Source organism: Bartonella florencae (genome assembly GCF_000312525.1).
GTDB lineage: Bacteria > Pseudomonadota > Alphaproteobacteria > Rhizobiales > Rhizobiaceae > Bartonella > Bartonella florencae.
On sequence record NZ_HE997451.1, the window covers coordinates 540,776 to 553,915 of the forward strand.

The following is a 13,140-nucleotide window of genomic DNA, read 5'->3' on the forward strand; positions in this document are numbered from 1 at the left end:
TGAGTAAATAAGCAATCTCAGAAAACGCTTTTTTTCACTGTCTTCGCAAACTAATTCAGCTTGCTTTAAATATCTATCAAACGTGAAAACGACTTTAAAACGTCTCTCAACTCTAAAGCGACAGCAACCAAATAAAAGGATATATTTTCATATCTCAAAACTGCCCTATATAGCGCAAAAAAACATAGAGCCTAATTTTTATTATCAGCCTCTTACAAAGCCATTAAATAAGACAATATTCTTTATAAGTTATGCAAGTAAAGACAGAATTTATCGTGCTCATATAAATCTATAATAATAAGAGCAATATTTGTATTTCATATTTCTATCGTTTATTTTAAATTATTATAAAATAAAATAAAGATAAAACATTATTTTACATCAAGTTATATTACCATAATCAAAAATAAAAATTCTCAATACAACATTATAAATCAGACGAAAAATATTATATTTTTGCAAAACAAAATTTTGTCACGATTTTATATATAATTTGTACTGATACTCAACCAAATGGTTTTTTATGCATTTGTTAATGAAATCAAAAACCGTTCAGACTGTGTTCAGTTTGATACGTGTAGAATGTGAAAAAATGCGAATTATACGAAGGAGCATCACTATGAAAAAAACGATCAAATTGGCGGTATTATTGGGAATATCAAATGTAACTGTTTTTGCACCATTAAGCACAGCACTTGCGGATATGGGATGGATGGATGGTAAAAATTATATTGATAAGCACATGAATGATATAAGAAAAAAAATGGATGAGCATTTCGCTTCTTTTGATTTTACAAAACCTTCTGCTCCTAAAAAGAGTCCCCCAACTCCTAAACATCCCCAACAACATCATCATCACCATCATCATCACTACTATCATCACCCCCAACAACAACATCATCATCACCATCATCTTATTAACCATACAAAGCCAGAACAAAGCAAGCAACATATTGAAAAGCATCACTCTTCTCATCTTTCTTATAATCATTCTGGTTATCAAGTTGATCACAGAAGGAAAGAACAAAGCAAGCAACATATTGAACACAAAACATATAATTATGTCGAACGCAAAAAAACAACACACCATCATATACACACAAACCTTGGAACGCGCGATAACTCAGGAGATGCTTTAGCAGCGGGTATTCTTGGCCTTGCTGCCGGTGCAATTCTTGGTAAGGCTTTCCAAAAAGCAGAACAACCGCAAATTATCTATCAACAAGCACCACAGCACCAAGTCGTGTATCAACAAGCACCACAAAAGCAAGTTGTTTATGAAGTTCCGTCGATAGAAACATATCAACCGCTTCAGCAAACGTCACACCATAATTGGCTCCAATATTGCAAGAAAAAATACCGTTCATTCAATCCAAAAACCGGTACTTTTCGAGGTAATGATGGACTGGATCACTTTTGCTATGCTCCATTGAACTAACTTCTATTATATTCTACTAAAGAAGTTTTAAGTAACCGAAAAAATGCTTTTAAAGTGTTTTTTCGGTTACATATCAAGCTCTTGAAGAAAAGGGTTCCACTGGCGCTCATAGCCTAAAGAACTTCCAGAACCATGCCCACAAATAAAACGAACATCATCGCCTAAGGGCAAAACCTTTTCTCGAAGCGATTTCATTAATTCTTTATGAGAACAAAAAGGAAAGTCCGTACGTCCAATAGAACCACGAAACAGTACATCACCCAATAAGGCAAAACGTTGTTTTTCATTAAAATAAATCACATGACCAGGAGAATGTCCTGGTGTATGAAAAACATTGAAGACATGCCCAGCAAAATGAACACTATCGCCATCTTCTAACCATTGATCAGGAACACAATTGCGCACATCAGTGATGCCATAGCTTTTTGCACTCTCAACCACTGTATCCATCACTGGTTTATCATGACGATGTGAACCAATAATTTTAACATCAAGGGCTTCTTTTACTTGCATTGCCGCTCCCACATGATCAAAATGACCATGTGTTATCCAAATAGCTTCAACAATAACACCCATCTTTTGGATCTCTGCTTGAATTTGAGACCAATCACCTCCAGGATCAACGAGAACCCCGACTTTTTGTTCATTATCAAAAAGCAAAGTGCAATTTTGTTGAAAAGCTGTAACAGGAATAATATGTGCACTAAAATGACTCATGATATCCTTTTCAAAGGAAAATTTCCCACGTCTATAAAGAAGAATTTTCTGCTTTATGGAATAAAATAGCCTGCTCGACAGTTTTATGCAACTTATGTAAACTTGAATTTTGTAAAAATGAAATTTTTTTCAAGGTTTTAAAGAATGACCGATCATGTTCAAGTTTTGTGTGACGATGCCCCTCATCTTCTTGTGATTGATGACGACACCCGTATCCGCAATCTCTTATTTCAATTTCTCATTAAAAACGGATTTCGTGTTTCCGTTTCAGCAAATGCTGATGAAGCAAAACGACAGCTTGCAAGTTTAGAATTTGATCTTCTTATAGTTGACGTCATGATGCCTGGACAAAACGGCATTCATTTCACCACCTCACTTCGCCAAACACGGGATGTTCCCATCCTCATGCTGACAGCTTTGTCAGAAATAGACAATCGCATTCATGGCTTAGAAGCAGGTGCTGATGACTATCTGGCCAAACCATTTGACCCTCGTGAACTTCTCCTTCGCATTCACGCCATTTTACGACGTGGTTTCCCTCTAAATCAACCTAAAATTGAGCAGGTTGTTTTTGGACCATATATTTTTTCCATTGCACGGCGTGAACTCAAAAAAGAAGGAGAAATGATTAAATTAACAGATCGTGAACAAAAAATGATGGTTATTTTTGCCGAAAATGCCGGTGATATTATTCCCCGCCATAAATTTGCAATGGATGATAAAATTATCAATGAACGTGCCATTGATGTACAAATCAATCGCCTTCGTCGCAAAATCGAAAAAAATCCAGCACTCCCTATATGGCTCCAAACCGTGCGAGGAATAGGTTATAAACTTTCAATTGAACAAGCAATAATATGATCAAATCCTCAAAAAAATTTGTTCAATGGTTAACAAAGCAGATGCCTAAACGGCTTTATGCGCGTTCTTTAATCATCATTATAGCGCCTATGGTTCTCCTGCAAACAGTGATTGCGTACACCTTTATGGAACGCCACTGGCAAATGGTAACTGAACGTCTTTCCACCGCTATTGTCCATGATATTTCAGCGATTATTGACATCATTGAAACATACCCACAACAAGATAACTATGAAGATATCAAGCGTATTGCACAACAACGTATGGGATTAAACATCGCCATTCTACCACCCGCTCATCTTCCTCCTCTAGGACCTAAACCATTTTTTGCAATTCTTGATTATTTTCTCAGTGAAGAAATCACCCGCCAAATTAATCGCCCCTTTTGGATTGATACAGTAGGAGATTCAGATCTTGTGGAAATCCGTATCCACTTGGGTCACGCTATCTTACGCGTCTTTGCACCACGTAGCCAAGCCTACGCTTCCAATACCGCAATTTTTTTAAGCTGGATGGTGGGAACAGCTCTTGTTTTATTGCTAATAGCAATTTATTTCTTGCGCAATCAAATTAAACCAATTCAACAATTGGCTGAAGCAGCAGAAAGTTTTGGATGCGGACGCCCTTTACCAAAAGGATTTCAACCACAAGGAGCTGATGAAGTCCGCCGTGCTGGCATTGCTTTTTTACGCATGCGTGAACGGATTGAACGGCAAATCGAACAACGTACCATGATGCTTTCAGGTGTAAGCCATGATTTAAGAACGATTCTTACCCGTTTTAAACTTCAGCTAGCATTAGCAACTACTAACTTTGATATTAAACCGCTTGAACAAGATGTCAGCGATATGCAAAATATGTTAGAAGACTATCTTGCTTTTGCCCGTGGTGAAGGAAGTGAAAGTGTTAGGGCCTTTGACCTCAATGCTCTTATGCAAAAATTCTCTACCGATGCCAACCTTCACAAACGTCAGTTTTCCTACATCATCAAAGGTCGTACACAAATACAAGTGCGGCCACGCGCCTTTACGCGCCTAGTCAGTAATCTTGTATTAAACGCATTTTATTATGCTAAAACTATCAAACTCACAGCCATATCCCAACAAGAATCCTTTATCTTGACGATTGATGATGACGGACCTGGAATTCATAAAAATATGCGTACAGAAGTCTTTAAACCATTCTTTAGACTCGATAAAGCACGCAATCAAGATGCAAGTGGAACAGGACTAGGCCTTTCTATTGCACAAGACATAGCGCGTAGCCATGGAGGCAACATTCAATTAGATGACAGCCCTCTAGGAGGCTTGCGCGCTATTATTGACATCCCTCTATGAGCTAGATCTCTCAACCCGCCTTTTAAAAAAACACAAAAAACTTTGTAAATTCAAGCATTCCCTACAGTTTCAAACAAAGTATATTGGAGTGCCTTATAAGCACTTTCCCCACGCCAAGCGACCATTTGAAATGCAACATAATGACTTTCACAAACTTTTAGTGCGTGTATCAACAATGTTTCAACTTGTATATGAGAGGGATGTGCTCCACCCGCCAAAAGAAGCCCTTGTCTATAAATAACAGAATTATTTCCTTGCCAATAATCAAAATGTCCTAGCAACAATTTTTCATTAATTGCCAGCAACAAGCGATGCACTTCTGCGGTTCGAGCATTTTCAATAGAAAGATCAAAGGCGCAAGCTAAATGAAGCGCCTCCTGCTCTTCCATCCATGAAAAAGCAAGGCTATAATTTGCTCGTTTTCCTTCTACACAAACACGAATTTCATCTTGTGCATCCCGCTCAAACGACCAATCATACTTACACGCAATCTGTTCGATAAAATCAACAGGATGCTCTTCTCTTTCTGTGGCGCAAAATGCAAGCCTCATTATAATCCTCAATCATCTTAAAAATGTTGTCAACAGCATATAAACCACCTCAACTGTAACAACATTTTGCTACAATCAAAGCCTTTACACCAAACAAATACACATAAAACATCAACAGTACACACAGTACCCAGGACACAATTATGCTCCCAAGAGCAACCTGATATCATAAAACGAATCATCAAGTTTTTTCAGTGTATTGATACAATTTCACAGCACCAGCCCCTCGCTTTAAAAAAATGTTTCTTTTACAAAAAATAAATAAAAAATAAAAGAACTTTTTTCTCTAACAGACTCAAGATTAAGCATTTTTTAGCTGTATGCACGCCATTGAAAAATTGGGGATATTTTTTTATAGAGATTATTTCTTTTCTTTCGTGTCTGTATTTTTTTCCAAATCATCAAGGCGCCTTTTAAAATCAGTATTGTCAGCATGCGCTTTCACTACCATTTCCTTAAAGGTTTCAAATTCTTCGCGTGAAACAAGATCAAGTTTATTTGCTATCTTTTCAGCCTGCAAACGAAAAGCTGTTCCAGCTTCACGTCGTATACCTTGGGCAAAATCAGCAGCATCTGTTGCTAATTTTGCCAATTCATCAAAAATACGGTTTGATCCATTACGCATAATGTTTTTCCTTAATTTTAATTATTGACGCACGCATTATAGCGTCTTTTCATAACATTTAGATACTGTATTTGTTCCTCTGTCTTATAGATTTTACCTGCCTCTATAAATTCTACTATATAGATTTTATTTTAAGTCCTTTACACTCTTTTTACCATCATAAAATTTTAGTATAAGAATCCAGTGGAAAGCTACCACTCTCCCCGCTTGACCATTGTACATTCATCTGTCATTCCTGATCATCATGTAACCTAAAATGTAAAATGCTTAACTCATGAACAATCTTGTCTGTCCAGCCATTGCTTTTCCATCTTTTCTCGATCCGGTAATCGTCCGTTTAGGTCCCCTATCCCTCCATTGGTACGGACTTGGTTACGTAATAGGCATTCTTTTTGCTTGGTGGTATGCACAAAAACTATTAAAAAAATCATCTCTATGGCATAAAAACCACCCTCCCATGGATAAGGAAAAAATAGGGGATTTTGTTGTTTGGTCTGCCATAAGTGTTGTTGTTGGTGGTCGTTTAGGGCAAGTCCTTGTATGGGATCCAATTTATTATTTTAGCCATCCCAGTGCTATCATCGCAGTGTGGGATGGAGGGATGTCTTTTCACGGTGGTCTCATTGGCGTTATCATTGCAATGATTTTGTTCGCTCGTAAAAATAATATCAACACACGAGCCATGTTTGATATCATTGCTGCGGGTGCACCTATCGGTATCGGCATTGTACGAATCTGCAATTTCATCAATCAAGAATTATGGGGCAACGTTACCACACAACCTTGGGCAGTTTGCTTTCCCCTAGATCCTTACTATTTACCACGCCATCCAAGCCAACTCTACGAAGCATTTATGGAAGGATTCCTTCTCTTTATCATCTTACTCATTTTCATTTTTGCTTTCAAAGCATTAAAACGCCAAGGTTTCGTGGCAGGAATATTTATTATAGGTTACGCAATAGCACGCAGTACCTCAGAAGTTTACCGTGCTCCTCAAGAAGATCCAGAATGGTTCTCTACTCTTTTCCATTCTACAGGCTTTACCTATGGCATGGCTTTATCTCTTCCCATGCTTCTTTTAGGATTTTATCTCCTTCTTCAAGCATTTAAAGACAAATCTACCAAAAATGGCAGCTCTCAAAGAAAAAATTAAAGAAATCATCGCATCTCATGGCCCCATTACGGTCAGTGAATATATGACAATGGCGCTCACAGACCCTCAATTTGGCTATTATCAAACACAAACGCCTTTTGGGCGCACTGGTGATTTCATAACAGCCCCCGAGGTAAGCCAATTATTTGGAGAAATGATTGGCATTTGGCTTCTTGCAAATTGGAAAGCCCATGGTTGCCCTCAGCCTTTTATTCTCGTCGAAATAGGACCAGGACGTGGAACTTTGATGGATGATATTTTGCGCACCATACAAAAATTATCCACAACAGCATTTAATACTTCTGAAATTTTTCTTATTGAAATAAGTGAAAAGCTGGCAAGAGAACAAAAAAAAACTCTTGCTCCTTATCAGAAACAAATCCACACTATTAAAAACTTTGATCAAATCCCTGCAAAACCTCTCTTTTTCATTGCCAATGAGTTTTTAGATACCCTCCCCATCAACCAATATATTAAAATCGGTGGTGAATGGAAAGAACGCCGTATTACAATCAATCAAGATGGAGATTTTATCTTTATTGCTGACTCGCGTAAACTTCCCTCTTCTTGTTTACAATCCTATTGTTCTCAAATGCCTGATGGAACAATTTTTGAACATGCGCCTTCACGGCATCAATTCATACAACAACTCAGCAACCACTTAGTACAAGTAACAGGTTCTGCTTTGCTTATTGATTATGGTGCTTGTGATCTTGCCTTTGGCGATACACTGCAAGCAATCTCAAAACATAAATTCTGTGATATTTTTGATGCTCCAGGTCAACATGATTTAACATCGCATGTTGGTTTTTCCTTTTTAAAAAATATAGCCCTTGAACAAGGCTGTTTTGCTGAAACCTTAGAACAAGGAGACTTTCTTTTAAAAATGGGGCTGCTAGAACGCGCAAAACAGCTTGGATCAAATCAAAATGCTACACTGCAAAACAAAATCCACCAAGATATCGAGCGATTAGCTGGTCCAGATCAAATGGGCAAATTGTTTAAAGTCTTGCACATGAGTAATAAAAATATATCTGTACCTCCTCAATTTTGATAACCATAAATATTGACAAATCCGTGCCTGTCACCCACCATTCTGCCTTTGAAAACAACCATCTCTATAAGGAACCTTTATGAATTGTGTCTCGTTCCCCATCCTTGCAAAAGAGCTTTCTGCCTTACACGGGATAAAACATGGTTTTTTCACACGCCAAGAGAGTGTTGTAAAAAACCTCTCTCAAAACCTTTATATTGGTCAAAACTCAAAGAACTCAGCTGAACATATCGCACAAAATCGCATTTTGATCGCCGATTATTTTGCTGTTGAGGTGCAAAATTTCATCACCATCAAGCAAATACATTCTTCTGACGTTGTCGTAGTAAATCAAGCTTTTATTGGCGAACCTCCCAAAGCAGATGCTCTTGTTACCACCACACCAGGACTTGTAATCGGCATTCTTACAGCAGATTGCGGACCAGTTTTGTTTGCTGATCCACAAGCAGGTGTCATTGCCGCTGCCCATGCTGGCTGGCGAGGAAGCTTAAAGGGAATTATCGAGAAAACAATTACTGTTATGGAAGAGCAAGGAGCCAAAAGGCAATCAATAACAGCAGTTCTTGGCCCTTGTATTGGTCCTTGCCACTATGAAGTGACAGGCGAGTTTTATAATCAATTTATCGATTGCCATAGCAAATTTCGAAAATATTTTTTAAAAACAGATAAAATAAATCATTTTCACTTTAACCTGTGGGCATTCATTCTCAATCAACTAAAAGAAGCAGGAGTTAATGCTTCTTGTTTGGAGCTTTGCACCTACCAAGATGAACAGCGCTTTTTTTCCCATCGGCGTGCGATACACCGCAACGAACCGGATGATGGGCGACAATTCTCTGCTATTATTCTGACAAAATAAAAAGAGACTTTTTTACCTAAAGAGAATAGCAAAACTGCAAAATAAAATTTTTGCTCTCAATAAAACAACAATAGCTCTTAAATATTGTGCTTTTTATAAAAAATGTTTTCTTAACAGGTAAAATACGAAGAGGCTAACTATTATTGTCTCAAAGCTTTTCCTATAATAGTTAAATTTAAAACAATTTTTTAACATGGACTTTGCTTTATTCCTTTATACAGAAAACCATACCAACACTATTTTATAGAGGAAGAGAAAAAAGTTTAATGACTATATTTCTTTACCACATGGATAAAAAACTGAGCTTTCCAAACAATAAAATTTTGGAAAAAGAAAAACAAAACACATAGTTCTTTAACAATGAGAGAGAAAATTACAATACTTCTGTGATTGTTTCCTTGCAATCTGATAATAAGAAGTTAAAAACTTATTATATTCTACCGTGACGACTCAGAGGTTCCACTATGAAGCTTTTCTGCGGCAATTCTAATCCACGCCTTGCTGAAGATGTTACAAATTATTTAAATATTCCTTTAGGGAAAGCAACCGTAAAACGTTTTGCCGATCAAGAGATTTTCGTAGAATTACATGAAAATGTACGGGGACAAGATGTGTTTGTTTTGCAATCTACATCCTATCCTGCAAACGATCATTTGATGGAATTGCTCATCATGATTGATGCTCTTCGCCGCTCTTCTGCGCGTCGTATAACAGCTGTCATCCCCTATTTTGGTTACGCTCGCCAAGATCGTAAACCTGGACCACGGACTCCCATTTCTGCAAAACTTGTTGCCAACCTGGTTACTGAAGCAGGCGCCCATCGCGTTTTAACATTAGATCTTCATGCTGGACAGATTCAAGGATTTTTTGATATTCCCACGGATAATCTTTATGCTGTTCCGGTCATTTCTCGCGACGTCAAAATGCATTATTCTCTTGAAAATGTTATTGTTGTTTCACCTGATGTAGGTGGTGTGGTACGTGCCCGTTCGTTGGCCAAGCGCTTGAATAGTTTACTGGCTATTGTTGATAAACGTCGCGAACGCCCTGGTGAATCAGAGGTTATGAATATCATTGGAGATGTCTCTGGAAAAGACTGTCTTTTGCTTGATGATATTGTCGATTCCGGTGGAACACTATGCAATGCAGCAAGTGCTCTCCTGAAACACGGTGCCAATAGTGTCACAGCTTACATTACACATGGTGTTCTTTCTGGAAATGCTATTGAACGTATTACCAACTCAGAGATGAAAGAATTGGTTATTACCGATTCAATTATGCCAACAAGGGCTATTGAAAAGGCTCATAATATTCGTGTTTTACCAATCGCTGACCTGATTGGCGAAGCAATCGCTAGAACAGCAGCAGAACAATCTGTCTCAAGCTTATTTGGTTAAACGGGTTGCTTGGGATCTCCTGGTGCTGTTTCCACACCAAGATCAGGGAAAGCTATAATGCGTTGACCATTAAAATGTGTATGGATAACAAGAAAGCCGCGCTCTTCAAAATAGCTTAAAAGTCTGCGTGCACGACTTAGGGAATGGCTTCCATAAAGACGTGCCAAAAATGCATCCGATGGGCAAGGTTTTCCGCTCAAAGCAGCCTGTGCCACATTTAAAAAAACACCTTGAACCTCATCTTCTAAACTTTCTGATATTTGCAAAAGGCGTTTCCAGTTTTCACTCACAGCAGTTTTTTCATCAACACAAGCTTGCGCAATAGCTAATTTACGTCGAAATTGCGAAAGATTCAAAGGATCTCCCGAAAAACCATGAATACGGCAACGCACCAAGAAATCTTGATAAAGTACCGCTGTAGAGCGATAACAAGCTTCAGGATCATCAAGAATTTCCCGAATAACGGGTTCTACTTGGCTATCACGTTCAACAACAGAAAGTTCAGGAAATAAACTCGGATTTTCTTGCAATAATTCTTGTTTTTTATGCACAACCTCTTCTAACATCTCATGAATTGATTTTTCTCGCACCGGCTCTCGTGATTGTTTAAATGGAATCAAAATTTCCTCCGGTGAAGCAGTAAAAACAAGTTCTTTTGCATCCATTCGCTCTGTTGGCAAAGGCATTAATTTTGGACTAGAAGAACGTGCCAATGTTTCAACGGGACCAATAACAATCCGTAAAGAACGCCTTGATAAAGCGGGGCCTAAAGCTATAAAATGCCCCCGTTCAAGATCTCTAAACATTTCTGCTTGGCGACGTTCCATTCCCAACAAATCAGCAGCACGCATCATATCAATATCTAAAAAAGTCCGCCCCATTAAAAAATTTGATGCTTCAGCAGCAACATTTTTGGCAAGCTTAGCCAAACGCTGTGTCGCAATAACACCCGCAAGACCACGTTTACGCCCTCGACACATAAGATTTGTCATAGCACTAAGAGAAATTTTACGCGCTTCATCAGAAACTTCTCCCGCCGCAGCTGGAGCAAACAATTGTGCTTCATCAACCACCACAAGCATGGGATACCAATAATCACGTTCCACATCAAACAACGCGCCAAGAAAGGCGCCCACAGCACGCATCTGTTGTTCTGTATCCAACCCCTCAAGATTGAACACCACCGAAACCCTATGTTGGCGAATACGCTGAGCAATACGCGTCAGTTCTAGTTCGCTGTGTTGAGCCTCAACAATGACATGACCAAATTTATCTGCCAAAGTAACAAAATCACCTTCTGGATCAATCACACAATGTTGCACCCATGAAGCACTTTGTTCAAGAAGGCGTCGAAGAAGATGTGATTTTCCTGAACCAGAATTGCCCTGCACAAGAAGACGTGTCGCCAATAATTCTTCCAAATCAATGCATGCTGGTATGGATTTACGCAAAGCATTACATTCTGCCATCTCACCCAAGGCGATCTCAACTTTCATAACATCTCCAGTATTTCATTTTGAATATATTGGCTCTTCATTTTATTCTTCTCCCAATAAAGCATGCTTGTAACATTTCCTCTCTCTCAACGGTAGAAATCATCGATTTTTCCCACAACTCTTGCATCTGTGAAGAGTTTGAATTATAGAATAAGCTTCTGCGTAGACACCCTTGGAGGCAACGCAGAATGGAGCAATCGCTGCTGCGTAGCGCATATCTTCATATTCATACAAAAACTGTTTTTGGTTTTTGATGGATCTCCAATCATGTAAAAGGACTTAAATTATGAGTAAAAGCTACACTATTAAGGCCGAAAAACGCGAGCGGGTTGGTAAGGGGTCCTCCCGTGGACTTCGCCGCAACGGTCTTATACCTGCTGTCATTTATGGTGAAAAGCAACCACCTTTGGCAATCACAGTTCCCTATAAAGAAATTTTCTATAAAATTCACGCTGGTGGTTTTCGTACCACTGTTGCAACAATTGCAATTGGTAAAGAAAAAATCATGGTTCTCCCCAAAGATTACCAATTAGACCCTGTGCGTGATTTCCCCTTACATGTAGATTTTTTACGTATTTCAGCAAAATCGGTTGTGGAAGTAAATATCCCCGTACACTTTCTCAATGAAGATACAGCTCTCGGACTTAAAAAAGGTGGGGTTCTCAATATTGTTCGCCACGAAATTGAATGTACCGCTCCAGCAAATGCTATCCCTGAAGCAATTGAAATTGACCTTTCTAACTATTCTATTGGTGATTCTATCCATATTTCAGCAGTACAACTACCAAAGGATGTGACGCCAGTCATTCAAGATCGAGACTTTACCATTGCAACCATTGCAGCTCCTGCTGGCATGGATATCAGTGATGAAACTTCCGAACAAGAAAGCAGTGAAGACAACACAAAAAGTTGATAAATTTCAGCAGGCGGGAGTTTTTCCCGCCTTAATCTATGGGGGGATATTTAATAAACCTCTCACACTTTACTGAAGGTGCACATGTGGCTTATTGCTGGTCTTGGTAATCCTGGTTCACAATACCAAAACAACCGTCATAATATCGGTTTCATGGCTATTGATGCCATTTATCAGTCCTTGCCTTTTTCCCCGTGGTCAAAAAAATTTCAAGCTGAAATATCCAATGGTCTCATAAATGGTAAAAAAGCTTTTTTGATAAAACCTCAAACTTTCATGAATCTTTCCGGCCAATCCATTAGCGAAGCCTTACGGTTTTATAAATTAGATGTGAAAAATTTGATTATCATTTATGATGAATTAGACTTACTACCAGGAGAAGTTCGTGTAAAAACTGGGGGAGGCAATAATGGGCATAATGGCGTAAAATCTATTGATGCCCATTGTGGTATTGACTACTGCCGTGTGCGTTTAGGAATTGGACGCCCTCATTCCAAAGAGCTTGTTCACCAATATGTCTTAGGAAATTTTACAAAATCTGATCAAGAATGGTTACCTGTTCTTTTACAGGCAATTGCAAAAAACATTGCTCTCCTTATAAAAGGTGACAAAAGCGTCTTTATAAATGAAATCGCACAAATAATGAGCAACAAAAGCCTATCATAACAGCTCTTTATCCTTAAGACAGAATAAATCAACATTGTTCTGTACAATTCTTGTGAATTCCCTCACTTCAAAA

At 38.5% G+C, this 13,140-nt stretch carries 13 protein-coding genes; 9 read left to right on the top strand and 4 right to left on the bottom strand.

The window, feature by feature from the left end:
- Nucleotides 1-619 precede the first annotated feature (619 nt).
- Entirely contained in the window at nucleotides 620-1,438 is an 819-nt protein-coding gene (locus BN202_RS02425) for a BA14K family protein (protein ID WP_019218932.1), read from the top strand.
- A gap of 66 nt (nucleotides 1,439-1,504) precedes the next feature.
- On the opposite strand, the gene BN202_RS02430 is transcribed toward BN202_RS02425, so the two are convergent.
- Nucleotides 1,505-2,155 carry an MBL fold metallo-hydrolase gene (locus tag BN202_RS02430; protein WP_019218933.1) on the bottom strand — a complete coding sequence of 217 codons (651 nt, stop codon included), beginning with the start codon at nucleotides 2,153-2,155 and terminating at the stop codon, nucleotides 1,505-1,507.
- Between the two features lie 144 nt (nucleotides 2,156-2,299).
- Here BN202_RS02430 and BN202_RS02435 point away from each other — a divergent pair, with 144 nt between their 5' ends.
- Nucleotides 2,300-3,016: a response regulator gene (locus tag BN202_RS02435; RefSeq protein ID WP_019218934.1), complete on the top strand. Its 717-nt coding sequence runs from the start codon at nucleotides 2,300-2,302 to the stop codon at nucleotides 3,014-3,016.
- Complete coding sequence (locus BN202_RS02440; protein WP_019218935.1) at nucleotides 3,013-4,353, top strand: sensor histidine kinase; 1,341 nt, start codon at nucleotides 3,013-3,015, stop codon at nucleotides 4,351-4,353. Before BN202_RS02435 ends, BN202_RS02440 begins: the two co-directional genes overlap by 4 nt.
- Before the next feature lie 50 nt (nucleotides 4,354-4,403).
- On the opposite strand, the gene BN202_RS02445 is transcribed toward BN202_RS02440, so the two are convergent.
- Nucleotides 4,404-4,904 carry a type III secretion system chaperone family protein gene (locus BN202_RS02445; RefSeq protein WP_019218936.1) on the bottom strand — a complete coding sequence of 167 codons (501 nt, stop codon included), beginning with the start codon at nucleotides 4,902-4,904 and terminating at the stop codon, nucleotides 4,404-4,406.
- 361 nt (nucleotides 4,905-5,265) lie between these two features.
- Nucleotides 5,266-5,529: an accessory factor UbiK family protein gene (locus BN202_RS02450; RefSeq protein ID WP_019218937.1), complete on the bottom strand. Its 264-nt coding sequence runs from the start codon at nucleotides 5,527-5,529 to the stop codon at nucleotides 5,266-5,268.
- Between the two features lie 274 nt (nucleotides 5,530-5,803).
- Here BN202_RS02450 and lgt point away from each other — a divergent pair, with 274 nt between their 5' ends.
- From lgt to BN202_RS02470, 4 genes are all read left to right on the top strand, one after another.
- Nucleotides 5,804-6,682 carry a prolipoprotein diacylglyceryl transferase gene (gene lgt, locus BN202_RS02455; RefSeq protein ID WP_019218938.1) on the top strand — a complete coding sequence of 293 codons (879 nt, stop codon included), beginning with the start codon at nucleotides 5,804-5,806 and terminating at the stop codon, nucleotides 6,680-6,682.
- Complete coding sequence (locus tag BN202_RS02460; protein WP_019218939.1) at nucleotides 6,657-7,736, top strand: class I SAM-dependent methyltransferase; 1,080 nt, start codon at nucleotides 6,657-6,659, stop codon at nucleotides 7,734-7,736. The genes lgt and BN202_RS02460 overlap by 26 nt, the downstream gene beginning before the upstream one ends.
- Before the next feature lie 79 nt (nucleotides 7,737-7,815).
- Nucleotides 7,816-8,595, top strand: a complete 780-nt coding sequence (pgeF, locus tag BN202_RS02465; protein ID WP_019218940.1) for a peptidoglycan editing factor PgeF — start codon at nucleotides 7,816-7,818, stop codon at nucleotides 8,593-8,595.
- Nucleotides 8,596-9,059: 464 nt separating this feature from the next.
- Nucleotides 9,060-9,992 (top strand): ribose-phosphate pyrophosphokinase, encoded by a 933-nt coding sequence (locus tag BN202_RS02470; RefSeq protein WP_019218941.1) that lies wholly within the window; start codon nucleotides 9,060-9,062, stop codon nucleotides 9,990-9,992.
- On the opposite strand, the gene BN202_RS02475 is transcribed toward BN202_RS02470, so the two are convergent.
- The gene (locus BN202_RS02475) at nucleotides 9,989-11,488 is read right to left on the bottom strand and encodes a helicase HerA domain-containing protein (protein ID WP_019218942.1); all 1,500 of its coding nucleotides are present in this window, start codon (nucleotides 11,486-11,488) and stop codon (nucleotides 9,989-9,991) included. The genes BN202_RS02470 and BN202_RS02475 overlap by 4 nt on opposite strands.
- Nucleotides 11,489-11,774: 286 nt before the next feature.
- On the opposite strand from BN202_RS02475, the gene BN202_RS02480 reads away from it, so the two are divergent.
- Nucleotides 11,775-12,401 carry a 50S ribosomal protein L25/general stress protein Ctc gene (locus BN202_RS02480; RefSeq protein ID WP_019218943.1) on the top strand — a complete coding sequence of 209 codons (627 nt, stop codon included), beginning with the start codon at nucleotides 11,775-11,777 and terminating at the stop codon, nucleotides 12,399-12,401.
- A gap of 84 nt (nucleotides 12,402-12,485) precedes the next feature.
- A complete protein-coding gene (gene pth, locus BN202_RS02485) occupies nucleotides 12,486-13,067 on the top strand; it encodes an aminoacyl-tRNA hydrolase (protein ID WP_019218944.1) in 582 nt (193 codons plus the stop codon).
- The last annotated feature ends 73 nt before the right edge of the window (nucleotides 13,068-13,140 follow it).